Below are 23,333 nucleotides of genomic sequence, written 5' to 3'. Positions count from 1 at the left end.
TGCAATGGGTGTCGATCAGTTACCCGGTTTCCAGGCGCCGGCGTTCATGCCATCAACCAGACGATTGATCGCCTCGCGCATGGCCAGATCGAGGACTTTGCCGTTGAGGGTGGAGTCGTACGCAGCGGTGCCGCCGAAGCCGATGATTTCGCGGTTGGACAAGGCGTACTCGCCGGCGCCCTGGGTCGAATACACCACTTCGGACGTGCTGATATTGACGATGTTCAGGTTGACCTTGGCGTAGGCAACCTGGGTCTTGCCACGGCCGAGAATGCCGAACAACTGGTGGTCGCCGGTTTCCTTGCGGCCGAACTCGGTGACGTCACCGGTGACCACGTAGTCGGCACCCTTGAGGCGCTGGGCCTGGCCCTTGATCGCCGCTTCCTGCTGGATCTCGCCCATGTTGTCGCGATCCAGTACCGAGAAACGGTTGGTCTGCTGCAAGTGAGTGATCAGGATGGTCTTGGCCTGGCCACCGAGACGATCAACGCCATCGGAGAAGATCCCGCGCATGTAGCTGGAGCGGTTATCGAACTTGCCCACCGCCATCGGTACGCGAGCACCGGTCCAGACTTGCGTGGCGCTCTCGACCTTGGCCACCGGCAGTGCGCGGGAGCTTTCGGTGGCGCAGCCGGCAAGGGAGCCGGCGATAGTGCCGAGCACGGCAATCGCAACGCCTGAGACCAACATCCGGGAGATCATTCTCACTGTGCATTCCTTCTGAAAAAAACGGTGTGTCCCGGCACGGCAAGGTGGTGGGGAGCGGAAAAGGGGCGGCATTATGACAAAGTGCCATCATTGGCGACAGATATTTTTGACGCCAATGAATTGGCTTGTCTGGACGCACACAAATCCCCCTGTGGGAGCGGGCTTGCTCCGGGCGGCGTTCCGACGAAAGCGGTGTGTCAGCCACTTATTTGCCAACTGACACACCGTCTTCGCGAGCAAGCCCGCTCCCACAGGGGGGATTTGGGGTGTTCTGGGGTTTAGTGAAAATCGCGGCTCTGCACGCGAATGCCATCCAGCAGCGGACTCAGGTCGCTCAGCCGTCCGGCGATCAAATGCCGCACTTCGCCCTCGCGCTCCCAGCGGCCATCGACCCTGAGCAGTTGCGAGCCGACCAGCACCTGCCGCTGACGCTCGGCCAGATCGCGCCAGACCACCACGTTGACGTTGCCGAACTCGTCTTCGAGGGTGACGAAAGTCACGCCGCTGGCAGTGCCCGGTCGCTGACGCCCGGTGACCAGCCCGGCGACGCTCACCGGCCGACCGTGTTCGACGTCCAGCAACTCCTGCGAACTGCGACAACGTCGCGCCTTCAGTTCGCCACGCAGCAGCGCCAACGGATGCGGCCCCAGCGTGGTGCCGATGGTCGCGTAATCGGCTTGCAGGTCCTCGCCGACACTCGGTTTGGGCAGCAGCACATCGGGCTCTTCCTGGCTCGGCAACCCGGCAAACAGGCCCAGCTGTTTCTGCACCCCGGCCACTTCCCAGCGTGCGCGATGCCGATGCCCGGCCATGCCGCGCAACGCGCCGGAGTCAGCCAACAGCGCCTGGGCGCGACTGTCGAGCGCGGCCCGCTCGCCCATATCGGCGACATCGGCAAACGCCCCGCGCGCCCGCGCCGCTTCGATGCGCCGGGCGTCATCCTCGCGAAAGCCCTTGATCATCCGCAGGCCCATGCGGATCGCCGGCTGCGCGCCGCTGATCGGTTCCAGGCTGCAATCCCAGTCGCTGGCGCGCACGTCCACCGGACGGATCTGCAACTGATGCCGACGGGCGTCCTGAAGGATCTGATCCGGGCTGTAAAAACCCATCGGCCAACTGTTGATCAACGCGCAGGCAAACGCTGCCGGTTCGTGGCACTTCAGCCAGCAACTGGCGTAGGTCAGCAAAGCAAAACTGGCGGCGTGGGACTCGGGAAAACCATAGCTGCCGAAACCCTTGATCTGCTCGAAGATCTGCGCGGCGAATTCCTCGGTGTAGCCGTTTTTCTTCATGCCGGCGGCGAGGCGTTCCTTGTGCGGCTCCAGGCCGCCATGGCGTTTCCACGCGGCCATCGAACGACGCAACTGATCGGCCTCGCCGGGACTGTAGTCGGCGGCGACGATGGCGATCTGCATCACCTGTTCCTGAAACAGCGGCACGCCGAGGGTGCGTTTGAGCACCACTTCCAGCTCCGGCGAGGGATAGGTTTCCGGTTCTTCCTTGTTACGCCGGCGCAGGTACGGATGGACCATCCCGCCCTGAATCGGCCCTGGGCGGACGATCGCCACTTCGATCACCAGATCGTAGAACTTCGCCGGTTTCAGCCGCGGCAGCATCGACATCTGCGCCCGCGACTCGATCTGAAACACGCCGATGGTGTCGGCGCGGCTGATCATCTCGTAGGTCGGTTTGTCTTTGTCTGGAATCGTCGCCAGGCTCAGATCGAGATGCCGGTGACGACGCAGCAGATCGAAGCAACGGCGGATGGCACTGAGCATGCCGAGGGCGAGGATGTCGACCTTGAGCAGCCCGACCGCATCGAGGTCGTCCTTGTCCCACTGAATGATCGTGCGCTCGGCCATGGCGGCGTTTTCCACCGGCACCAGCGTATCCAGCGGCTGCTCGGAAATCACGAAGCCGCCAGGATGCTGCGACAAGTGCCGGGGGAAGCCGATCAGTTGCCCGGTCAAGCTCAGCACCCGACGCAGCACCGGGCTGTCGGGGTCGAACCCGCCTTCGAGCAAGCGCGCCAGTGGCGGTGTTTCGTCGCTCCAGTGGCCGCAGCAATCGGCCAGTGCATTGATCTGATCCGGCGGCAGCCCAAGGGCCTTGGCCACATCACGCACCGCCCCGGCGGCGTGGTAGGTGCTGACCACCGCCGTCAGCGCCGCACGCCGCCGGCCATAACGGCGGAACACGTATTGCAGGACTTCTTCACGGCGTTCGTGCTCGAAGTCGACGTCGATGTCCGGCGGCTCGTTGCGCTCTTTCGACATGAAACGTTCGAACAGCAGCGTGGTGCGATCCGGATCGATCTCGGTGATGCCCAAGGCATAACACACCGCCGAATTGGCCGCCGAACCGCGGCCCTGACAGAGAATCTGCTGATCGCGGGCAAAGCGCACCACGTCGTGCACGGTGAGGAAGTAGCTTTCGTAGCCGAGTTCGGCGATCAGCTTCAGTTCCTTGTTGATCTGCCTCAGCACCTTGAAGGGCGCGCCTTTTTTCCAGCGCCAGGCGATGCCCTCTTTAGTCAACTGGCGCAGCCAGGAACTGCCGGTGTGATCCTCTGGCACCAGCTCCTTCGGATACTGATAGCGCAACTCGCTCAGCTCGAAAGTGCAGCGCCGCGCCAGTTGCACCGAGGTGTCGAGCAACGCTTGCGGATACAGCTCGCGCAACACGTCGAGGCTGCGCAGATGCCGCTCGCCATTGGGGTGCAGGCGCAATCCGGCCTCGGCCACCGGGACGTGATGGCGGATCGCGGTCATGGTGTCCTGCAGGGCGCGCCGGCCACGGGCGTGCATGTGCACATCGCCGCTGGCCACGGCGAGAATCTGCAGCTGGTCCGCCAGGTTAAGCAGTGCCGCCAACCGACGCTGGTCGTCCTGCCCGCGATGCAGCTGCACCGCCAGATACAGGCGCTCGCCGAAGGTCTGCTTCAGCCAGCGCCCCTCCTCCACGTCATCGACGCTGTCCGGCACCCACAGCGTGAGCAAACCCGGCAACGGCTCGCTGAGGTCCTCGCGCAGCACTTGGTACTGGCCCTTCTGCGTACGCCGTCGGGCCTGAGTGATCAAGCCGCACAAGGCCTGATAGCCCGCAAGGTTCTCCACCAGCAGTACCAGTTTCGGGCCGTTGTCGATGCGGATTTCGCTGCCGATGATCAGCGGCAGTTCAACCGATTTCGCCGCTTGCCAGGCCCGAACGATCCCGGCCAGCGTGCACTCATCGGTGATCGCCAGCGCCTGATAGCCGTGCTTTTTCGCCCGCTGGAACAGCTCAAGGGCACTGGAGGCGCCGCGCTGGAAACTGAAGTTCGACAGGCAGTGCAGCTCGGCATAGCCGTCGTTCATGCAAACCAGCCCTGCAGCCACAACGGACCACCCTCGCCCACGGCCCGATAGGCCCAGCCCTGCTGACCGGCACGGTTCTGGATCAGGTAGTAATCGCGGCGCACATCGTCACCGTCCCACCAGCCGGATTCGATGCGCTCGGGGCCCATGAGGATCCGCGCCGAACCGTCCGGCACGCTTTGCGGTTCGCCGAGCAGCCAGCCCGGGCGCTGCACGCTCGGTAAACCTGTGCAACGTTGCTTGTCGACAGCGTTCTGCCAGGCGCATTCCGGGCGATGGTCGGCCTGGAAGCGCAGGCCCTGCACCGCCTCATCGCCGAGCCGCGCACGCAGGCGTTCGCGCAATTGCTCCCAGGGCAAGGTCTGTTGCGGACGGTCATCGAACAGTTCCTGACACTGCGGCACAAAACTCGGCAGATCTTCGGCACGCAGGCGGAAGCCACGCACCGGGGCCTCGACCTGGACTTGCTCCAGTCGTCCACGGGCCAGCTCGAAAAGCATCGCCGGATCGCGCTCGGCGCTGAGCAGGCCGACCTTGATCAGCGTGTCTGGCAGCCCGGCGTGTTCCAAATGCAGGTCGAAACGCTGCACGCCGCTGTCACGCCCGCAGAGGAACGCCGACAGGTCAGCGGTCAGACGCCGTAACGGGAACAGCAGCGCCTGATGGGATTGCACGTCGAAATTCAGTTCGATGCGCACATCGAAACGATCCGGCGGCAGATAGAACGCCAAGGCCAGCGGTCGTGCCCCGAACAAGGTGTCGAGATGCTTGAGCATCGACGCTTCGAAGCGCCGGGCCAGGGCCTGACGCGGCAGGCTCTGCAGTTGGTTCAGGTTGCGCAGGCCCATACGCGTCAGCGCGGTGGCGACCTGCGGCTCCAGCCCGACGCGGTCGACAGGCAACTGTCCGAGGTGATGCTGCAGGGCTTCGCCGTCCGGTACTACGAGGCCGTCGTAGGCGTTGGCCAGCACCCGCGCCGCCACCGGATTGGGCGCGGCAACGATGCGATGGCGGAAACCCAGCTCAGTCAGTTCCTTGCGCAGCCGCGCTTCGAACTGCGCCCAGGAGCCGAACAGACCCAGGCTCGACTCGATCTCGAACACCACGGTGCGCGGGTAATGCACGCTGACCTGCGCGCTGAACCGGTAAGCCCACGCGGCGAGAAACTGCTGCCAGCGCTCGACCTCGGCCAGGTCGTAATCGGCGGTGGCAAAGCCTTTGCTCAGGGCTTGCGCGGCGGTCATCGACTGCCCGGCGCGCAGGCCGAGCTGACGCGCCGCCGGATTGACCGCTTGCAGCACCCGGCGCTGGGCCGGGCCACTGAGCAGCACCAACGGCTCAGCGGGATCGGCACGCTGACGCAGCACGGCGTCGAGGGCCAATTGCGGGAACAAGATACACACCCAGCGCATGATGACCTCAGTGCCCCACGGCAAACGCAATCGGCGCCGTGCGCGCCAGTCCGCCACGGCACTTGAGCACGCGCAACTGGGCCGGTCTGGCGTCGATGGCGATGCGCAACGCGGCCGGCGAGGGATTGATCGCCTCGCTCAACGGGCGCCAGGCAAACGCCAGGGTCTGGCCGGTTTCCGCCGCCACCTGCAAACGCCGCAACGCGCGGTCATCGGCCTTTTGCGGCCAGCACAGCACCGCGCCGCAACTGCCCGAGCGCAGGCATTGTTCCGCCGCCCACAAGGCATCGCGCTCGCTGGCCTGAATCACCGACAACTGACGCAGATCGACCCCGGCGTTCGCCCACGCCTGCGGGTACGGCACGAACGGTGGTGCCACCAGCACGATGCGCTCGCCCGCCGCCGACAGCCGCGCCAGGGTCGGCCACACCAGTTGCAGCTCGCCGACCCCGGGCCCGGCCAGGAGGATTTCGCTCAGCGCCGCTTCCGGCCAGCCACCGCTGGGCAGTGCCGCATCCAGCGCGGCATGGCCGGTGGGTTGCGGGCTGGCCGTCGGCGGCGCAGGCCGGCCCTTCCAGACCTGGCCGCCATTGAACAGCGTATCGAGTGCAACGACGGCGCCCATCAGCCTTGCCTCACCAGACCGCAGAACACGCCTTCGATGGCCAGGTCCTGATCATCGCGCACGACAATCGGCTGGTACGCCGGGTTGCGCGGCAGCAGCCGGACCTCATCGCCGACGCGCTCGAAGCGTTTGATCGTCACTTCGCCATCGAGCCGCGCCACGACGATCTGGCCGTTGAGCGCTTCGGGATTGCGCCGCACACCGACCAGATCGCCGTCGAGAATGCCGTCCTCGATCATCGAATCGCCCTGCACCCGCAGCATGTAGTCGGGGGTACGGGAGAACAGCGCCGGGTCGAGCATCAAGCGGCTATGGATATCGGCATCGGCACCGATCGGCGCACCGGCGGCCACCCGGCCGAGCACCGGAATATCCAGCAGCTCCGGCCGCGCCGGCTGCCCGAGCAGGCGAATGCCCCGGGCCTGATGCGGATTGACCTCGATAAACCCGGCTTCGGTAAGCGCCAGCACATGCTTGCGCGCCACGCTGCGCGAGGCAAAACCAAAAGCCTCGCTGATTTCAGCGAGGCTTGGGGGCTGACCGTGTTCGGCGATGCGTTCGCGGATAAAGGTCATGATGGCGGTACGGCGGGGAGTCAGGTTTGTCATGGAGTACATTTGTACTCCTGCGGGATTTTACTGACAAGCACCGCCAGTCGGCCCAAGCCGACCTTCCACAAAGATCAAAAGATCGCAGCCTCGTTTCACTCGGCAGCTCCTACAAAGGAGGCGACTCGGGACTGTGTAGGAGCTGCCGAAGGCTGCGATCTTTTGATCTTTTTAAAGATCGCAGCCTGCGGCAGCTCCTACAGGGGAACGGGGTGTCAGTTGAGGCCACGTTCGGCGAGGAAGGAGGCGATGTAATCGATGAATGCGACGACCTTGGCCGTGGCCCGCCGATGGCTCGGGTACACCGCAAGAATGTGCGGGCCGAAGGTGTCGGGGTCGATTTCGTAGTCAGCCATGACCCGCACCAGACGCCCATCGGCAATGTACGGCGCGGCGCTCCACAGCGGCGTGTGCAGCAAGCCGCGTCCGGCCAGCGCGCTGGCCAGCAACAGGTCGTAATTGTCGCTGCGCAAGCGCGGCGCCGTCGGTTGCGCCAGGCTCAGGCGCTGGCCGTCGCGCTCGGCCCACCAGAACTCGCGGCTGAGCAACGGATGCTGATACAGCAGCCATTCATGCTGTTCGAGGGTTTGCGGGGTGACCGGCAACCCTTTGCGCGCCAGATAGTCCGCGCTGCCGCACAACGCCAGACGGTTGCTGCCGACCACCCGGGCAATCAGCCCCGGCAGGTCGTCATGGCCTTCGCGCAAGGCCAGGTCATAGCCGCTTTCCAGCAGATTGACGAACGCGTCGCACAGATCCACTTGCAGGCTGATCTGCGGGTATTGCTGCAAAAAACCGTCACACGCCTGATCGAGAAAAGCCCGCCCGTACGCCAACGGTGCAGTGATTTTCAGGCTGCCGCGCAGACCGTGCTGCAACTGCTCGATTTCCTCGCTGGCCTCCTCCAGCCGCTGCAACACCAGCCGCGCGGTTTCCAGATAGACCCGGCCGATTTCGGTGAGCAGAATCCGCCGTGTGCTGCGCTCAAACAGTCGCGCGCCGAGTTCCATTTCCAGGTGATTGACCGCTTTGGTCAGGGCCGACGGAGTCTTGCCCAGTTGCTCGGCCGCACGGCTGAAACTGCCGAACTGTGCGGTGACCACGAACATTTTCAGTGCACCCAGCTTGTCCATGCTTTTTCCATTCAGGCAAAAACGTTTTTCGTGAGGAAGGCGTTCTGTCGGCCAGTGTCAGCCACTAATCTGGCCATCAGACGCAATAACAAGGAAATCTTCAATGAAAAGATTCATCCCGAGCCTGTTGGTTACCGCTATAAGTTTTGCCTCGATGGAAGCCATGGCCGCCACCGATCTGGTACTGGTCAACGGCAAGATTTTCACTGCCGACCGCACGCAACCGGAGGTGCAGGCGCTGGCCGTGGAAAACGGCAAAGTGCTGAAAGTCGGTAGCGACGCACAGATCAAGGCGCTGATCGAGCCCGGCACCCAAGTCATCGACCTCGGCGGCAAGACACTGATGCCTGGCTTGATCGACAGCCATTCCCACGCGATTTTCGGTGGCCTGGAAATGGTCTCGGCCAACATGGAAGACGAAGTCGTCGCCCTCGATGAACTGGAAAAACGCCTGCGCGCCTGGCGTGACGACGGCAAGGCCAGACATGGCGATGTGCTGAGCATTGCCGGCATGAGTTCAGCGTACTGGGCGCAGGCCGAAGCGCTGGGCAAGACCTTCAACCACGGCGAATGGGCTGACGTGCCGGTGGTGTTCACCGGCAGCGATCACCACACCGCGTGGGCCAACAACGTGATGCTCAAGCGCGCCGGCATCGACGCGGCGTTGCTCAAGACCCTGCCCGCTGCGGAACAAGACACGATCGGCAAACTGGCCAGCGGCGAGCCCAACGGCTTTCTGGTCGATGCCGGTTGGGACCGGGTCGCCGCGAAAATGCCGGTGCCGAGCCCGGCCGATATGCTCACCGCGGCCAAATCCGCTGTGCGCTTCAACAACAGCCTCGGCATCACCGCGTGGATGGACCCCGCCGCCAACGCCGCACCGGGCGAGCCGGTCTTCGCCCTCAAACCCACCGAGAAAACCGTCGGCGTGCTGCCGGCCTACAAAGCGCTGTCGGAAAGCGGCGACATGAGCGTGCACGTTGCAGCGTTGCTGGTCGCCAACCCGAAAAGCCTGCCGGCCGATCTCGATACGCTGGATAAGGTGCGCCATCAATTTCAGGACATCCCCAACCTGACCCTGCCCGGAGTCAAGATCTTCGCCGATGGCGTGATCGAGTACCCGGCGCAGAGCGCGGCGATGATCGATCCGTACCGCAACTCGCACAAACAGGGCGAGCTGCTGATTGACCCGCAGCATTTCGGCGAACTGGTCAGCGCCATCGACCAGCGCGGCTGGCTGGTGCACATCCACGCCATCGGCGACCGTGCGGTGCGGGAATCACTCAATGGCATCGAACGCGCGCGCAAGGATCGGCAGAGCGGCATTACTCACTCGATCACCCACCTGCAAATGGTCAATCCAAAAGAGTTCGCCCGCTTCAAACCGCTGAACGTGGTCGCCTCGATGCAATTGCTGTGGGCCAGCGCCGATGACTACACCACCGACATGATCAAGCCCTACGTCAGCGCCCTCGCCTTCCGCTATCAATACCCGGCGCACTCGCTGTTGAAACAGGGTGCGACGATTGCCGGTGCCAGCGACTGGCCGGTGTCGTCGCCCAATCCGTTCAACGCCATGGCCCAGGCCATCACCCGCGTCGGCCCGCTGGGGGTGCTGAATGCCGACGAGCGTCTGGACCGCGAAATCATGTTCTACGCCTACACCGCCAACGCGGCGCGGACCATCGGCCTCGACCAGCAGATCGGCTCGCTGACGCCGGGCAAACAGGCGGATTTCATCGTGGTCGACCGCGACGTGTTCAGCGTCGACGAAAAAGCCCTGCATGACACCCAGGTTCTACAAACCTGGTTTGGTGGGCGTCAGGTCTACACCGCCGCCCAATAACAACAGGATCCCTCCCTCTTTTGTGGGAGGGGGCTTGCTCCCGAAGGCGTCCGGTCAGCAAACATTTCGATACCTGACCCACCGTCTTCTCGAGCAAGCCCGCTCCCACAGGGACTTTCACCCTACCCAAGCATTTCCACTGCATTTTCCAGCCCCCATAACAATCACAACATCGGGACTTCACATGAAAGCCTTGCCCTTGCTCGCCCTGAGTTCCTTGAGTCTGTTGCCCCTGAGTAGCCACGCGATCCCCTTGAACGACGACTTCGCCATGCTGGTCGACCTGACTCTGGCCAGCGACTACCGGACCCGCGGCATCTCGCAAACGCAAAACGACCCGGCCCTGCAAGCCGGCCTGACCCTGACGCACAGCAGCGGTTTGTACGCGAGTGCCTGGAGCTCCAACGTCGATTTCGGCGGTGGTCTGAAAACCCGTCAGGAAATCGACTACTACGCCGGCTGGCTGTGGCAGGCCACCGAGGACGTCAGCCTCGATCTGGGTTACCTCAAGTACGCCTACCCCAAGGAAAGCCAGTTCAACCAGAGCGAGGTCTACGGGATTCTCGGCGTCTACGGGGTGAAGCTGGCGGCGTATTACTCCAGCGATGCGCCGGGGGTCGACAGCAAGCAGAGCTCGCTCTACACCTATGTCGGTTATGAAACCGAGCTGCCGTTCGATTCCGGGCTGAAACTGCGTTACGGCAACATGGACTTCAAGGACCCGCACCTGTACTCGGCGTCCGGGCATGGCGAGAACAGCTATCGCGAATGGGAGGTCAAACTGACCCACAATCTGGCCGGGGTGGTGTTGGGCCTGAGCTACATCGACACCGATCTGTCGCAGAGCCAGTGCCTGAGCAACTGGGGATTCAAGGATGTGTGCACCGCCACTGTCGTCGCCAGCCTGAGTAAATCCTTCTGAAAATCACGATTCCCCTGTGGGAGCAGGCTTGCTCCCACAGTTGATTGTGGTGAAGCTAAGAACCGAGCTGTGCCAGGTAGTCCCACGGGTAGATCCCGCGTTGATGGCCGTCGCTGAACACCAGTTGCACGCCGTACCCCTGCGGGTTGATCTCGATCAGACGAACACGGTCATCCACCAGCGGAGTAACGCCTTTCAGGCGAAACGCACGGCACTGCGAGCACGGGCACTGGCGGCGTAGTTCGGCGTGATTGAACAGCGACTCGCGGCCGTCCGGCCAGCTCAGGCGCAGGGTTTGCTCGCTCTGCGAATTGCCCAGCGACAGCGGGTTCATTGCAGCTGACTCAAGGCAATCCGCACCGCTTTGCGCACTTCCGGATCACCGTCATCCTGCGCCGCCTGCAACGCCGCCACCGCGCCGCGATCATTCAACTCACCGAGAGCCAGCGCGGCTTCCTTGCGCAGGTTGCTGATGCGATGGCCGAGGGTCTCGATCAGAGCGTCCAGCGCCGGTGCAAAACGCAAACGACCGAGGCTGCGAGTGGCGCGCAAGCGCACTTGCCAATAGTCATCGCCGAGGGCGGCGATCAACGCCGGACCGGCGTCGCTGTGGCCGACTTTGCCCAGCGTCGTGGCCGCTTCTTCGCGCACTTGCCAGGCAGCGTCCTGCAGTGCCTGACGCAGGGCCGGCAGCACTTCGGCACCGGACGCCAGACCGAGGGCACCGGTGGCGGCGCGTCGCACTTCGGTGTCCGGGTCGGCGCTGGCCAGTCGCGCCAGGGACGGCAGTGCGTCGAGCTGTTTGAGCCAGCCCAGAACGCCCACGGCTTCGCGGCGTACGTTGGCGTCGCTGTCGTTGAGTGCCGCAATTGCAGCCGGTGCGGCCTCGGCGAAACGCAGTTCGCGCAAGGCACGGAATGCGGCGATTCGCACACTGACTTCGGCGTGATCGGTCCACGGCAGAATCACCCGGCCTGCCGCTTCGGTTTTGAGCAGACTCAGGCTTTGCGCGGCGGCCGCCTGCACGGCCGGAGACGGATCGGTCAGCGCCTGACACAGCGTAGTCACCACCGGTTCGTCCTCCCAGGCTTCCAGCAGCCGCGCGGCTTCGGCGCGGACTTCTTCGGCGGGATCTTCGCTCAGTTTTTCAACCAGCCACAGCAGGCCGTCCGGCTCCTCCAGATCAGCCAGTTCGATCAGGGCAATGCGCCGCACACCGGCATCGTCAGCGGTCAGACGCGGTTGCAGGGCAAGGATGTCGTCGTTATCGGTCACAGCAAAAAATGAGGTCATAGGGCAAATCGCGGCAAAGGGTTTTCGGGAGGCAGGCCGAGCGGGTTGAGGCGCGGCAGCGGTCGGGGGTTGTCGTGGCGCAGCAGGTCGAGGCAATGGCGTTTGAGGCGGGAGAATTCGAGGCTGGTCACCAGTTCGCTGGTACGCGGACGCGGGAAGTCCAGGCGCAGGTCCTCGATGATTCGCCCCGGTCGCGCGCTCATCACCAGCAAGCGATCGGCGAGAAACAGCGCCTCGTCGATATCGTGAGTAACGAACACCACGGTGGTGCGGATGCGCGTCCAGATGTCCAGCAGCAGTTCCTGCATGTTCAAGCGGGTCAAGGCATCCAGCGCACCAAACGGTTCGTCCATCAACAACAGCCGTGGACGGTTGACCAGCACCCGCGCGATCTCGACCCGTTGTTGCATGCCGCCGGAGAGCTGATCGGGCCAGCGTTGGGCGAAGCCGTCGAGGCCGACCAGTTTGAGCATTTCGTCCGCCGCGCGATGGCGCTCAGCCTTGCCGATGCCGCGCATCTTCAGGCCGAAAGCGACGTTGTCGCGCACCGTGCGCCACGGAAACAGCGTGTGATGCTGGAACACCATGCCACGTTGCGGCGACGGCCCGGACACCTCGCCGCCATCGACTTTGAGGCTGCCGGCGTGGGCCTGCAAGTGCCCGGCCAAGGCGCCGAGCAAGGTCGATTTACCGCAACCGGACGGGCCGAGAATGCACACGAACTGGCCCGGTTCGATCTGGCAATCCAGCCCCTGCACGGCCTCGAAAGCGTGTTGGCCTTCGCCGAGAACGATCGACAACTGGCGAATATCGATCCGCCCTTCGGGGGTTTGCATTGCGCTCATCAGGCTTTTCCTCGTGGTCGGTGCCAGGGCGTGAACAGCCCGCCCAGACGCTTGATCAGCAGACTGCTGCCCATGCCCAGCACACCGATCAGCAGCATGCCGACGACGATGTCGGCGTAGTTCTGAATGGTGTAGGACTCCCAGGTGTAGTAACCGATGCCGAACTGGCCGGAGATCATTTCCGCCGTGACCAGGCAGAACCACGAGGTGCCCATGCCGATGGCGAGGCCAGTAATGATGCTCGGGGCGGCACCCGGCAAAATCACTTCCAGCAGAATCGCCCGGCGCCCTGCCCCGAGGCTTTTTGCCGAGGCGATCAGCCGTGGGTCGACGCCTTCGACGCCGTGCACGGTGTTGAGCAGGATCGGGAACAGCGCCCCCGTAAAAGTGATGAACACCATCGACAGCTCCGACGACGGGAACATCAGGATCGCCAGTGGAATCCACGCCACCGCCGGAATCGGACGCAGCACTTCGAGTGGTGGCAACAGCAGGTCTTCGGCCCATTTCGAGCGGCCGATGGCGAGACCCAGGGCGATGCCGATGATCAATGCCGCGAGATAGCCGGCGAACACGCGGCTGAGGCTGGCGGTCAGGTGTTGCAGCAACTTGCCGGAATCGCCCAGACCCAGCGCCGCTTCGATCACGGCCAGTGGGGTCGGCACGTTGGCGAAGGTGACCAGGCCAAGGTTCCAGTGGTGGCTGGCGGCGAGTTGCCAGAACAGCAGGCAGAGCAGCAAAGAAGCGGCCCTTGGAACCCAGCGTGAAAATGATCGGTACACAATTTTTCCTCTCAACCGAGATCCCCCTTGTGGGAGCGGGCTTGCTCGCGAATGCGGGGTGTCAGGCAATCATTTGCTTACTGATACACCGCATTCGCGAGCAAGCCCGCTCCCACAAGGGAATGTGGTGTGCCTAAGATCAGCGGGCAGCTACGGCCTGGGTCGTGGCATCGGTGAAATCGAAGACCTTGCCACCCTGCGCCGCCGCAAATTGCTGGGCCTGGCCCTTGAGCAGAAACGCGCTCAGGCGGCCCTTGGCATCACTGGCGAACCACGCCTGATCGGCGAGCAACTTGATCCCGCTGTCACTGGCCTGGGCATACACCGCGCGGATGTTTTTGCCTTCCTGCTTCAACGCGGCCAGCGCAGTGAACGCGGATTCAGCCGAGGCGTACTGGCGCACCTTGTCTTCGCCGCGCACCCAGATTTCGGCGACGTGGCTGAAGTCAGTGATCGCTTTGCCGCTGGCCGCATCCAGCGCTTTCAACGGTGTTTGCGCGTAATTGGCGAGTTGCGCGGTGTAGTCCAGATTCGAGGCCTTGAAGGCGGCGCGGATGTACTGATCGTCGATGAAGGTGTTGAGGTCGAGGCCGCGATCAGCCTTCTTCAGCAGCTTCAGGGTGTCGATCGCCGTGCCCACTGCCTGACGGTACTCCGGCTTCCAGCTCAGGTCGCGGGTCTGCACGCCGAGCGGGCCGTGGAACAGGTAGTTGACCTCGGCATCGACGCCGGTGACTTTGGCGATCAGCTCGCTGTACTTCTCAGGTTCAGCGGCCAGCAACTGGTTGGCCTCGATGCTCGCGCGCAGGTAGGCGACGACGATTTCCGGGTACTGTTTCGCGTAGGCCTGATCGACCAGCGCGCCGTGGAAAGTCGGCGCATTGGCCTGGGCGCCGTCGTAGATCTTGCGGGCGAAACCACGGCTCGGGAACAGCTCGGCGAACGGCACGAAATCGGCGTGGGCGTCGATCTTGCCGGCCTGCAACGCGGAGCCGGCGACTTCCGGTGGCTGAGCGATGATGTTCACGTCTTTCAGTGGATCCCAGCCCTGCTCCGCCACCGCGCGCAGCAGCATGCCGTGGGCGGTCGAGGCGAAAGGCACCGAGATGGTCTTGCCCTTGAGTTCGCTCAGAGACCGCACCCCGGACGCACTCGGCACCACAATGCCGTTGCCGCTGCCCTTGATGCTGCCCGACAACACGCTGATGAACAGGCTGTGCTTGCCGGCGGTTTCGAACGCCACACCGTTGAACGCGCCAGGGAAATCGGCCATGGCGCCGAAGTCGAGTTTGCCGGCGACCATTTCGTTGGTCAGCGGCGCGCCGCTGGTGAAGTTCTTCCACTGCACGTCGTATTTCGCGTCTTTATAGGCGCCGTCGTGCGGCAGGTATTTGTCGAGCAGACCGAGCTCACGAATCAACAGTCCGCCGGCGGCGCAGTTGATGGTGGTGTCCTGGGTGCCGATGGCGATACGGATGGTTTCGGCCGAGGCCGACAGGGTGAATGAAGCCAGTACCAGACCGGCGATTGCTGCACGCAACATGAGTGTTTCCCCTCGAATCATTTATAGGATGTTCGTCTCCGCCGCGATCAGGGCGCGGTGGGAAACGAGGGGGTCTGTAAATTAGCGTCCGGGGTTTCCGGGTAGCTTTAGGGTGTCGTAGATCTCTGTAGGAGTGAGCCTGCTCGCGATAGCGGTGTATTGGATGTCGATGTGTTGTCTGACACACCGCTATCGCGAGCAGGCTCACTCCTACAGGGGAAAGCGTTTAACGCAGGAGATAGGGGATTTCGACCTTGACGGCACCGGTCGGGCAATCCTTCTCACAGGGCATGCAGTACCAGCATTCATCGAACGCCATGTAGGCCTTTTGTGTGGCCGGGTTGATCGCCAGCAGGTCCATCGGGCAGACGTCGACGCACACGGTGCAGCCTTTTTCGGCGATGCATTTGTCCTCGTCCACGGTGACCGGGGCGTTGGAGCGGAAGAAGATTTCCTGGGCTTGATAGGCCATGGTTCGGACTCTCTCTGGTGATGCATCAAGCGGCGAACGCGCCCACGCGCAAGCGGTCGTAAGCCTGCATTTCTTCGGCATCGAGCGGGATGATGTACGGCTCGACGGGTTTCTTGAAACTGGTCATGCGGCCGTCTTCACCCTTCTTCAAATGGCAATGGCAGAACCACTCGCTGTCGTTGCGCTGCGGATGATCGACGCGGTAGTGGTACAGGCCCCAGCGGCTCTCGGCGCGGAACAGCGAAGCGCGTGCGGCCATTTCCGCGCAGTCGCGGATCACGCTGGTTTCCATGGCGCGCATCAGCTCGTGAGCGTTGTTGGCTTTCATCTGCTCGAGGTCGCGTTCGATGTCGCTGAAGCGCTGCAGACCGATCTGCATTTTTTTGGTCACTTTCGGCGGTTGCAGGTAGTCGTTGACGAAGCGCCGCAGCTTGTACTCGACCTGCGCCGGCGGCAGCCCGTGCTCTCGATCGAGCGGTGCGTAGACCCGCGCTTGCTCCTTTTCGATCTGTGCGGCATCCAGCGCGGAAAACTCACGCCCGGCGACAAAATCCGCCGCGTTGTGCCCGGCGAACCAGCCGTAGGTAAACGCGCCGAGCATGTAGTTGTGCGGCACAGCGGCCATGTCACCCGCCGAGTACAAACCTTTCACCGAGGTCTCGGCACGCTCGTTGACCCACACCCCGGACGCCGAATGGCCGCTGCAAAAACCGATCTCCGAGATGTGCATCTCGACCATCTGCGTGCGGTAATCGGTGCCGCGATTGGCGTGGAACTGGCCGCGACTCGGGCGTTCGTTGCTGTGCAGGATTTCCTCGATGTTCTGGATGGTTTCCTCGGCCAGGTGATCGAGTTTGAGGAACACCGGGCCGTTGCCGCTTTCCAGTTCCTGGTGGAACTCCCACATCATCTGTCCGCTCCAGTAATCGCACTCGATGAAGCGTTCGCCCTTGTTGTTGGCGGTGTAACCGCCGAGCGGGCCGGTGACATAGGCGCAGGCCGGGCCGTTGTAATCCTTGATCAACGGGTTGATCTGGAAGCATTCGAGGTTGGCCAGCTCGGCCCCGGCGTGATACGCCATGGCGTAGCCGTCGCCGGCATTGGTCGGGTTCTCGTAGGTGCCCATCAGGTAGCCCGAGGACGGCAGCCCCAAGCGTCCGGCCGCGCCACACGCGAGAATCACCGCTTTGGCCTTGATCACATGGAAGTCAGCGCTGCGGCAATCGAAGCCCATCACGCCGTTGACCGCGCCCTCCTCGTCGGTGAGCAAACGGGTGCAGACCAGGCGATTGGTGATGCTCACCCGCGCACGTTTCAACTGGCGATAAAGGACCTTTTTGATGTCGTGCCCTTCCGGCATCGGCAGCACGTAGGCACCCATGTGGTGGACTTTTTTCACCGCGTAATCACCGGTCTCGTCCTTCTCGAACTTCACGCCCCAACGGTCGAGTTGCTCGATGGTTTCGAAACTGTGAGTGGCGTAGGCGTACACCGCCGCCTGATTGACGATGCCGTCGTTGGCAATGGTGATTTCTTTGGTGTACTGCTCCGGCGTCGAGTGGCCGGGGATGATCGCGTTGTTCAGGCCGTCCATGCCCATGCTGATCGCGCCGCTGCGTTTGACGTTGGCCTTGTCGACCAGCAGCACGCGCAAATCACGGTTCTTCTCTTTGGCCTTGATCGCCGCCATCGGGCCGGCGGTGCCACCGCCGATCACGACGATGTCGTATTCCTGTTCCAAGGTCTTGCGGGTCATGTCACGCCCCTTTTTGCCGGTCGATCCGCAGGCGGTACTGGAACGCATCGCCACGGTAGTAAAGGTGTTCGAAGTCCAGCGGCTGGCCGTTGGCGTCGTGGGTCAGACGCTCGATGCGCATGATCGGCGAGCCGGCCTCGACGTTCAGCGCCTGGGTCAGGTCGCTGTCAGCCAGCACCGCGTCGATCGCCAGATCGGCGTGACCGAGGGCGATGCCGCAGTCGTTTTCCAGAATCAGGAAGATGTCGCGAGTCACCAGATCGGCCTTCTCCAGCCGTTCGCCGATGGCTTTGGGCAGGTAGGTGATTTCCAGCGATATAGGCTCGCGGTTGATCAGCCGAACGCGTTTGATCTGTGCCACGGTCTCGCCTTCGGCGACTTGCAGGCGTTCGGCGACACGTTTGTCGGCGGGGATGAATTTGAAGCTGCGCAGACGGTTGATCACCTCGTAGCCGCGCCCGGTCATGGACTCGGCGAGGCCTTGCAGGCTGCTGACGTTTTGAAAGGTTTTCGGCTTGGCGACGAAGGTGCCTTTGCCATGGATCTTGAAGATCAGCCCTTCTTTCTGCAGATCACCCAGCGCCTGGCGCACGGTGATGCGGCTGACTTTGAACAGCGTGCCGAGTTCGCTTTCGGACGGCATCTGGCTGTCTTGCGGGTATTCGCCGTCAAGAATGCGTGCGCGCAGGACGTCACGCAGTTGGGTGTGCAGCGGGACGCTACTGAGGGACAGGACGTTATCGGTCATCAGGGATCACTTGTTATAACGAGTTATGACGTGATCTTAGAGACGTTATGACAAGCTTGAGAAATATTGTTTGGGCATAACCTTAGACACGACGACACACAGACCTTTGTGGGAGGGGGCTTGCTCCCGAAGGCGGTGTGTCAGGCGATGGAAATGCCAGCAATGCCGGCCTCTTCGGGAGCAAGCCCCCTCCCACAAGGAAATGATGTTGTGGTCTTGAGGATCACTACCGTTTGAGGATCTGGTCCATCACCCAATCGGTCTTCAGGGCTTGTTCGGCCACCGCCGGATGTTGCGAATCACCACGAATATGCGCATTCATGCCGAGGACGTGGTGCCACTGAATGTGTTCGTGATGGGGGATTTCCAGACTGATCTGTTCGTCGGCAAATAGCTGGACCGGATGCTCATCGAATACGGAAAAACTGATGCGCCCTCCACTGCCGATAATCTCCACCCGGTCCTCGCGCCGATCCGCGACAAAGCTCCAGCAGCCCATGCCCAGTGCTCCGCAGGCGAAGCGCCAACTGGCGCTGACCGCGTCTTCCGCCGCATACAAACCGGCCTGGCGCGCGGTGAAACCGGCGACTTCAACGATATCGCCGAGCAGGTACTGAAACAGGTCGAAACCATGGCTGGCCAGGTCGGCAAAGTAACCGCCACCGGCCACGTTCGGGTCGGTTCGCCAGTTGGCGCTGCCGTCCAGATCCGCCGCCGAGGGGGCCTTGGTCAGCGTCCAGCTCAGGTGCCGCACCTCGCCGATGCGGCCCTGCGCCAGCCATTGGCGCACTTGGGCAAAACGCGGCAACGAACGGCGGTAGTAGGACACAAACAGGTGCAAACCGGCGGCGGCAAACGCCTGCTGCATCTCACGACTCTGCCTGGCGTTGAGCGCCATCGGTTTCTCGACGCAGCAATGCTTGCCGGCGGCGGCGACTTTCAGGCTGTAGGCGTGGTGACTGTCGGGGGGCGTGGCGATGTACACCGCGTCCACCTCGGGGTCGTTGATCAATGCATCGACATCGGTATAAACCCGGGCGATGCCGTGGCGCGCGGCGTAATCGGTCACCGCTTCAAGGCGGCGGCCCATCACCGCCACCAGCGCCGAGCCGGGCGCCTTGTAAAAGGCCGGCCCGCTCTTGCGTTCCGTGACGCTGCCGCAACCGATCATGCCCCAACGCACCACGTCCATGCTCAACTCCCTTTGTTTGAAACACTCAGCCGATGCGCAACGCGCGCAGATCGAGGTGGCCGTCCTTCAGCGGCGGGCACCAGTAGTAGCCGCCGGTGATCGGCCGGCTGATGCGATACAGACCGTCAGTGATGCCGTCTTCCAGACCGCTCATGCGCCGCAGCTGGGCTTCGAAGGCGTCCAGCGAAACACCGAACGCGAGGAACATCAGACCGGCACGCTCGCCTTCGATCCACGGCATCGAACGACGCACGACGAAGGCTTCGGGGGCGAAGCTTTCCTGGGCGGTACGTTTGACGTGGGCGGAGACCGGCGCGTCGTCGATCTCTTCGTTATCGCTGAGGCGACGGCCCATGATGTTGTCCTTGTCTTCGGCGGACAGCTTGTGGAAACCCTTGAGGTCGTGCTGCCACTGCTGGATCGCGGCGAAACTGCCACCGACCAGACCATCAGCGCCCTCGCCCAGCAACGCGGCGGCAATCGCGGCGTCATCGTGCGGGTTTTCGGTGCCATCTTCGTAGCCGGTCAGGTCATGGCCGTCCTTGTGGCGAAAGGTTTCCTGGGCCTGGACCAGACGCAGCGCCGGGGCCAGCGCGGCTTCGAAGGCGTTGCAGCGATTGAGCAATTCACCACGGTCGACACCGTGCAGCCAGACCCACAGTGCGTGCTGGGTCGACGGGTTTTCCACGCCGACGCCAGTCATGGCCGGGAAGCTGCGCAGGCCGTCGATCTGCACATTCAGGGCCTTGGTCAGGGATTCACCGAAACCGATCACAGCCGATTTGCCGTCCACCAGATTCATCAGGTTGTCGATCGCCTGCGGCAGTGCGGCTACCGACTCAAGGGCGAAAAACAGGTGACGTGCTTGCGCAGGAACAGGGGTGGCGAGAATGCCCGGCTGGTAGTAACTCATGTGAACTCCTTGGGAAAGTGCGCGGGAGTTTACCTGTAGCCGGAGGGTTTGTGGGGTTGAAATACTGGTGAGTGGCGCACGGAAGCCTGTGGCGAGGGAGCTTGCTCCCGCTCGGGGGCGAAGCACCCGCAAACCCCGCCGGCAAGGTGTGTCTGGAGGAATGGCGTGGCAGGTTTTGGGTCTGCTGCGCAGCCCGGCGGGAGCAAGCTCCCTCGCCACAGGGGACCGATGTCTAAGCGGTGCTTGCATCCTGGCGCCACGCACTCGGGCTCATCCCCGTCCAGCGCTTGAATGCTCGGCGAAAGCTGCGCACGTCGCTGTAGCCAACCTCTTCGGTGATGCGTTCAATCGGCATCTCAGGATTGGCCAGCAGACTCATGGTCCGCGCCTGGCGCACCTGTTCCAGCAGCGCCTCGAACGTCAGTGCATGCTCGGTCAAACGGCGGCGCAGGGTGCGGCTGCTCATGTTCAGGTCGCCGGCGATTTTTTCGATATGGCTGCCCCGGCTCAAGTCCCGGGCAATCGCCCGTTCCACTGCCTGGATCAGATCGAGTTTCTGATGTACCTGCGCCGCTTCCAGCTCCAGCAAGGCAACCGCCTGACGCAGCGCCAGCGAATGATGATTGGGCAGGTTGACGTCCAGCCACTGGACATCGATCAGCATGCGATTGTGCAGGCAGCCGAAGCGCACATCAGGTCCGAGCAAGCGGTGGTATTCGCTCAGGTAATCCGGCGCAGCGTGCACGAACTCCACGGCAATCGCCTTGAACTCATGGCCCACCAAGGCCCGGCCATACACCAGCAGGCTGGCGAAAAACTCTTCGACGGCGAACACCTGCACATCGGCGAACGGCAAGCGACATTCGGCATCGAGGTGCACCTGATCGCCGACCACATCGACACTGGACACCACGATTCCGCCGGAGGTGTGCTGGTGGCGGATACCCAAGGCAAAGGCATCACGCAAGGTCTTGCACAGCGACAGCACGTGCCCGAGCAACCCCAGCGTACCCAACACATTCTGCGCCCCGACCCACAGCCCCAGCCCCTGATTGGGCAGCACTTTGAGCGCGCGTTGAATCATCGCCACGGCCTGACGGTAGGAAATGCGTTGCGCCGGATCCTGCAGATCTTCAAAGGTGAACCCCAGGCCACGGCACAGGCTTTCGGGGTCGATGCCTTTGTTCTGCGCGACTTCGGCGAGGGTTTGCAGGAGAAACGGCGAGACCAGCGCCAGTTCAAAAGTGGGGTCTTGGACTTTTACGTTCATGGGGACTGACATTCCGGATCACGCTTGATTGTTATTTTTGTAACCGGTTATGTCGAAGGAAGTTAGCACAGGGTTGGCCGACTGTCCGCAGAAGCCCCCCTAACTGTCCGCCAATACCCTGCCCCGTCGCACGCCAAGCGCTTATTTCTATGGTGCCGGACGTTCTGCGTACCGGCGCCACGTCCCAACACAATAATAATGAGGACAGCCATGAGCCCGAACCGCGCCACATTCCCCTTGCGTCTGGCACTGACTCTGCTCGGTTGCTCAGCGGCCCTGCCGGCCCTGGCCACCGAAGCCGGGGTCGACAACATCGGCCCCGGTACCGATGGTTTCTTCATGCTGCCGCTGGAGGTCGACAGCCTTCCGGAGAACATGGTCGCGTTCAACCTCTACTACAACCATTACAAGTCGACGAAGCTCAACATCAGTTCGTTGGGCGGCAAGGTGCCGAATGTCGAGATCGAATCCACAGCGGTGATCCCGCGTATTGATTACCTGAGCCCGGTACGAGTGTTCGGCGGACGTCTGGCCGGCTACATCGCCCAGCCCTGGCTGAAGCAGGAAGTCTCGGTCTACGGCCTCAGCGATACCCGCGAAGGCATGGGCGATACCACCATTGCGCCGATCATCCTGTGGGACATGGGCAAGAACCTGACCCTCGGCGCAGCCCTTGAAGTCACGGTGCCCACGGGTGAATACAGCGTCGATCGGCTGGCCAACACCAGCAACAATTTCTACACCTACAAGCCGCTGTTCTCCTTCACCTGGTTGCCGACCGACAAGACCGAAGTGTCGATGAAGACCACCTACAGCTTCAACGAAAAGAACAAGGACACCGACTACAAGTCCGGGCAGATCTTCCACTTCGATTACTCGGCCAGCTACAGGATCACCGACGATGTGATGTTCGGCCTCAACGGCTACTACCTCAAGCAGACCACCGACGACAAACAGTTCGGCCACACTGTGCAGTTCGCGGGGCAGGATGTGGACGACGGCGTGCGCGGCAAAGTCTTCGCGATTGGCCCGGCGTTGCACCTGACCTTTCTCAAGTACGCCAGCGCGGAGATTCGCTGGGCCAGGGAATTTGACGTGGAGAACCGGCCGGAAGGCGACATGCTCTGGGCCAAGGTCAGCATCCCCTACGCCTTCTGACCTGCGCCGCCATTCCATTGTGGGAGCGGGCTTGCTCGCGAAAGCGGTCTGTCAGTAACCCATACGTTGCCTGACACGGCGCTTTCGCGAGCAAGCCCGCTCCCACAGATGTGATGAAGCCTACAGGCCCCGTGGAAATGCCCACCTGATCCACGGAAACGTCTGACTGCGTTATCAATCGCCCCAATGGATACTGGGCACTTCGTCCTGCCAGTGACGACAGCGAGCCACATCCCCCTTAGACTGCTTCACATTGATCATGGAGGTCACTATGAGCGCCGAACTTTCACTTATCGTTTCAGACTTCGAAACCCCAGAGCAGGCCGCCAGCTACGATCGCTGGTTCCGGGCACAGGTACAGGCCTCGATGGATGATCCGCGGCCCAACATCCCCCACGAGCAGGTGATGGCCGAGATGCGCGCCCTCATCGAATCGAAACTCAACAAAAACAGTGCGGGTTGACTGGCGACCTGAAGCTCGCACTCAACTCTGGCAAACCCTGAACTACATCGCTGACCGTAACGCCGTTGCGGCCAGTCAACTGAACGCCGCCATCGAAGCGGCTACCTCCGCCCTCCCACTTCACCCCTACCTTTATCGCTTCGGCAAGGTCGCCGGTACACGGGAAATCGTTGTCCATCCCAACTACGTCGTGGTTTATCGGGTGACCGACCGGATCGAGATTCTCAACCTTTTGCACGCTCGACAAGCATATCCCTAAGCTTTCCCACCCACACAAAAAAAGGGCGA

The 23,333-nt window shown here is 62.6% G+C and carries 22 protein-coding genes; 5 read left to right on the top strand and 17 right to left on the bottom strand.

Features of this window, described 5'->3' with window-relative positions; genetic code table 11:
* Nucleotides 1-15: 15 nt before the first annotated feature.
* From LCH64_RS00620 to LCH64_RS00595, 6 genes are all read right to left on the bottom strand, one after another.
* Entirely contained in the window at nucleotides 16-702 is a 687-nt protein-coding gene (locus LCH64_RS00620; RefSeq protein WP_167734216.1) for a CsgG/HfaB family protein, read from the bottom strand.
* Between the two features lie 284 nt (nucleotides 703-986).
* Nucleotides 987-4,064 (bottom strand): error-prone DNA polymerase, encoded by a 3,078-nt coding sequence (locus LCH64_RS00615; protein WP_226499170.1) that lies wholly within the window; start codon nucleotides 4,062-4,064, stop codon nucleotides 987-989.
* Nucleotides 4,061-5,476 (bottom strand): DNA polymerase Y family protein, encoded by a 1,416-nt coding sequence (locus LCH64_RS00610; RefSeq protein ID WP_226499169.1) that lies wholly within the window; start codon nucleotides 5,474-5,476, stop codon nucleotides 4,061-4,063. The genes LCH64_RS00615 and LCH64_RS00610 overlap by 4 nt, the downstream gene beginning before the upstream one ends.
* 7 nt (nucleotides 5,477-5,483) lie before the next feature.
* On the bottom strand, nucleotides 5,484-6,101 hold the full coding sequence (gene imuA / locus LCH64_RS00605) for a translesion DNA synthesis-associated protein ImuA (RefSeq protein ID WP_226499168.1): 618 nt from the start codon (nucleotides 6,099-6,101) through the stop codon (nucleotides 5,484-5,486).
* Nucleotides 6,101-6,718 (bottom strand): transcriptional repressor LexA, encoded by a 618-nt coding sequence (lexA, locus tag LCH64_RS00600; protein ID WP_226499167.1) that lies wholly within the window; start codon nucleotides 6,716-6,718, stop codon nucleotides 6,101-6,103. The genes imuA and lexA overlap by 1 nt, the downstream gene beginning before the upstream one ends.
* A gap of 206 nt (nucleotides 6,719-6,924) precedes the next feature.
* The gene (locus LCH64_RS00595) at nucleotides 6,925-7,842 is read right to left on the bottom strand and encodes a LysR family transcriptional regulator (RefSeq protein ID WP_226499166.1); all 918 of its coding nucleotides are present in this window, start codon (nucleotides 7,840-7,842) and stop codon (nucleotides 6,925-6,927) included.
* Nucleotides 7,843-7,945: 103 nt separating this feature from the next.
* Here LCH64_RS00595 and LCH64_RS00590 point away from each other — a divergent pair, with 103 nt between their 5' ends.
* Entirely contained in the window at nucleotides 7,946-9,688 is a 1,743-nt protein-coding gene (locus tag LCH64_RS00590) for an amidohydrolase (RefSeq protein ID WP_226499165.1), read from the top strand.
* Between the two features lie 184 nt (nucleotides 9,689-9,872).
* Nucleotides 9,873-10,610, top strand: coding sequence for a TorF family putative porin (locus tag LCH64_RS00585; RefSeq protein WP_226499164.1), 738 nt, complete (start codon nucleotides 9,873-9,875; stop codon nucleotides 10,608-10,610).
* 55 nt (nucleotides 10,611-10,665) lie between these two features.
* On the opposite strand, the gene LCH64_RS00580 is transcribed toward LCH64_RS00585, so the two are convergent.
* The 11 genes from LCH64_RS00580 to LCH64_RS00530 all read right to left on the bottom strand — a co-directional run bounded on the left by LCH64_RS00580 (nucleotide 10,666) and on the right by LCH64_RS00530 (nucleotide 21,424).
* Nucleotides 10,666-10,944, bottom strand: a complete 279-nt coding sequence (locus LCH64_RS00580; protein WP_103521660.1) for a DUF971 domain-containing protein — start codon at nucleotides 10,942-10,944, stop codon at nucleotides 10,666-10,668.
* Entirely contained in the window at nucleotides 10,941-11,903 is a 963-nt protein-coding gene (locus tag LCH64_RS00575) for a HEAT repeat domain-containing protein (RefSeq protein ID WP_226499163.1), read from the bottom strand. The genes LCH64_RS00580 and LCH64_RS00575 overlap by 4 nt, the downstream gene beginning before the upstream one ends.
* Complete coding sequence (locus tag LCH64_RS00570) at nucleotides 11,900-12,748, bottom strand: ABC transporter ATP-binding protein (protein ID WP_226499162.1); 849 nt, start codon at nucleotides 12,746-12,748, stop codon at nucleotides 11,900-11,902. Before LCH64_RS00570 ends, LCH64_RS00575 begins: the two co-directional genes overlap by 4 nt.
* Nucleotides 12,748-13,530: an ABC transporter permease gene (locus LCH64_RS00565; protein WP_226499161.1), complete on the bottom strand. Its 783-nt coding sequence runs from the start codon at nucleotides 13,528-13,530 to the stop codon at nucleotides 12,748-12,750. The genes LCH64_RS00570 and LCH64_RS00565 overlap by 1 nt, the downstream gene beginning before the upstream one ends.
* A 139-nt stretch (nucleotides 13,531-13,669) precedes the next feature.
* The gene (locus tag LCH64_RS00560) at nucleotides 13,670-15,094 is read right to left on the bottom strand and encodes an ABC transporter substrate-binding protein (RefSeq protein WP_226499160.1); all 1,425 of its coding nucleotides are present in this window, start codon (nucleotides 15,092-15,094) and stop codon (nucleotides 13,670-13,672) included.
* Nucleotides 15,095-15,299: 205 nt separating this feature from the next.
* Nucleotides 15,300-15,545 carry a ferredoxin family protein gene (locus tag LCH64_RS00555; protein ID WP_007959413.1) on the bottom strand — a complete coding sequence of 82 codons (246 nt, stop codon included), beginning with the start codon at nucleotides 15,543-15,545 and terminating at the stop codon, nucleotides 15,300-15,302.
* 25 nt (nucleotides 15,546-15,570) lie between these two features.
* Entirely contained in the window at nucleotides 15,571-17,301 is a 1,731-nt protein-coding gene (locus LCH64_RS00550; RefSeq protein WP_003225617.1) for a fumarate reductase/succinate dehydrogenase flavoprotein subunit, read from the bottom strand.
* 1 nt (nucleotide 17,302) lies between these two features.
* Entirely contained in the window at nucleotides 17,303-18,049 is a 747-nt protein-coding gene (locus tag LCH64_RS00545; RefSeq protein ID WP_047597718.1) for a GntR family transcriptional regulator, read from the bottom strand.
* A 226-nt stretch (nucleotides 18,050-18,275) separates the two neighbouring features.
* The gene (locus LCH64_RS00540; protein WP_226499159.1) at nucleotides 18,276-19,241 is read right to left on the bottom strand and encodes a Gfo/Idh/MocA family oxidoreductase; all 966 of its coding nucleotides are present in this window, start codon (nucleotides 19,239-19,241) and stop codon (nucleotides 18,276-18,278) included.
* A 25-nt stretch (nucleotides 19,242-19,266) separates the two neighbouring features.
* Nucleotides 19,267-20,154 (bottom strand): Dyp-type peroxidase, encoded by an 888-nt coding sequence (locus tag LCH64_RS00535; RefSeq protein ID WP_003225622.1) that lies wholly within the window; start codon nucleotides 20,152-20,154, stop codon nucleotides 19,267-19,269.
* Between the two features lie 232 nt (nucleotides 20,155-20,386).
* Nucleotides 20,387-21,424 carry an AraC family transcriptional regulator gene (locus LCH64_RS00530; protein ID WP_003225624.1) on the bottom strand — a complete coding sequence of 346 codons (1,038 nt, stop codon included), beginning with the start codon at nucleotides 21,422-21,424 and terminating at the stop codon, nucleotides 20,387-20,389.
* Between the two features lie 210 nt (nucleotides 21,425-21,634).
* Here LCH64_RS00530 and LCH64_RS00525 point away from each other — a divergent pair, with 210 nt between their 5' ends.
* The 3 genes from LCH64_RS00525 to LCH64_RS00515 all read left to right on the top strand — a co-directional run bounded on the left by LCH64_RS00525 (nucleotide 21,635) and on the right by LCH64_RS00515 (nucleotide 23,304).
* Nucleotides 21,635-22,582, top strand: a complete 948-nt coding sequence (locus LCH64_RS00525; protein ID WP_226499158.1) for a transporter — start codon at nucleotides 21,635-21,637, stop codon at nucleotides 22,580-22,582.
* 271 nt (nucleotides 22,583-22,853) lie between these two features.
* Nucleotides 22,854-23,045, top strand: coding sequence for a hypothetical protein (locus LCH64_RS00520; protein WP_003225628.1), 192 nt, complete (start codon nucleotides 22,854-22,856; stop codon nucleotides 23,043-23,045).
* A complete protein-coding gene (locus tag LCH64_RS00515; protein WP_045122487.1) occupies nucleotides 23,035-23,304 on the top strand; it encodes a type II toxin-antitoxin system RelE/ParE family toxin in 270 nt (89 codons plus the stop codon). The genes LCH64_RS00520 and LCH64_RS00515 overlap by 11 nt, the downstream gene beginning before the upstream one ends.
* Nucleotides 23,305-23,333 lie beyond the last annotated feature (29 nt).

Origin of the sequence: Pseudomonas sp. MWU16-30322, from assembly GCF_020515535.1 — a bacterium.
In the GTDB taxonomy this organism is placed as follows: domain Bacteria; phylum Pseudomonadota; class Gammaproteobacteria; order Pseudomonadales; family Pseudomonadaceae; genus Aquipseudomonas; species Aquipseudomonas fluorescens_H.
The sequence above is the reverse complement of the archived record's forward strand: the minus strand, read 5'-3'. Positions and strand labels throughout refer to the sequence as shown.

Bases quoted from the DNA above. Each gene is read 5' to 3' on its own strand.
- LCH64_RS00620 (WP_167734216.1), bottom strand. From the start codon at position 702: ATGATCTCCCGGATGTTGGTCTCAGGCGTTGCGATTGCCGTGCTCGGC.
- LCH64_RS00615 (WP_226499170.1), bottom strand. From the start codon at position 4,064: ATGAACGACGGCTATGCCGAGCTGCACTGCCTGTCGAACTTCAGTTTC.
- LCH64_RS00610 (WP_226499169.1), bottom strand. From the start codon at position 5,476: ATGCGCTGGGTGTGTATCTTGTTCCCGCAATTGGCCCTCGACGCCGTG.
- imuA (WP_226499168.1), bottom strand. From the start codon at position 6,101: ATGGGCGCCGTCGTTGCACTCGATACGCTGTTCAATGGCGGCCAGGTC.
- lexA (WP_226499167.1), bottom strand. From the start codon at position 6,718: ATGTACTCCATGACAAACCTGACTCCCCGCCGTACCGCCATCATGACC.
- LCH64_RS00595 (WP_226499166.1), bottom strand. From the start codon at position 7,842: ATGGACAAGCTGGGTGCACTGAAAATGTTCGTGGTCACCGCACAGTTC.
- LCH64_RS00590 (WP_226499165.1), top strand. From the start codon at position 7,946: ATGAAAAGATTCATCCCGAGCCTGTTGGTTACCGCTATAAGTTTTGCC.
- LCH64_RS00585 (WP_226499164.1), top strand. From the start codon at position 9,873: ATGAAAGCCTTGCCCTTGCTCGCCCTGAGTTCCTTGAGTCTGTTGCCC.
- LCH64_RS00580 (WP_103521660.1), bottom strand. From the start codon at position 10,944: ATGAACCCGCTGTCGCTGGGCAATTCGCAGAGCGAGCAAACCCTGCGC.
- LCH64_RS00575 (WP_226499163.1), bottom strand. From the start codon at position 11,903: ATGACCTCATTTTTTGCTGTGACCGATAACGACGACATCCTTGCCCTG.
- LCH64_RS00570 (WP_226499162.1), bottom strand. From the start codon at position 12,748: ATGAGCGCAATGCAAACCCCCGAAGGGCGGATCGATATTCGCCAGTTG.
- LCH64_RS00560 (WP_226499160.1), bottom strand. From the start codon at position 15,094: ATGATTCGAGGGGAAACACTCATGTTGCGTGCAGCAATCGCCGGTCTG.
- LCH64_RS00555 (WP_007959413.1), bottom strand. From the start codon at position 15,545: ATGGCCTATCAAGCCCAGGAAATCTTCTTCCGCTCCAACGCCCCGGTC.
- LCH64_RS00550 (WP_003225617.1), bottom strand. From the start codon at position 17,301: ATGACCCGCAAGACCTTGGAACAGGAATACGACATCGTCGTGATCGGC.
- LCH64_RS00545 (WP_047597718.1), bottom strand. From the start codon at position 18,049: ATGACCGATAACGTCCTGTCCCTCAGTAGCGTCCCGCTGCACACCCAA.
- LCH64_RS00540 (WP_226499159.1), bottom strand. From the start codon at position 19,241: ATGGACGTGGTGCGTTGGGGCATGATCGGTTGCGGCAGCGTCACGGAA.
- LCH64_RS00535 (WP_003225622.1), bottom strand. From the start codon at position 20,154: ATGAGTTACTACCAGCCGGGCATTCTCGCCACCCCTGTTCCTGCGCAA.
- LCH64_RS00530 (WP_003225624.1), bottom strand. From the start codon at position 21,424: ATGAACGTAAAAGTCCAAGACCCCACTTTTGAACTGGCGCTGGTCTCG.
- LCH64_RS00525 (WP_226499158.1), top strand. From the start codon at position 21,635: ATGAGCCCGAACCGCGCCACATTCCCCTTGCGTCTGGCACTGACTCTG.
- LCH64_RS00520 (WP_003225628.1), top strand. From the start codon at position 22,854: ATGAGCGCCGAACTTTCACTTATCGTTTCAGACTTCGAAACCCCAGAG.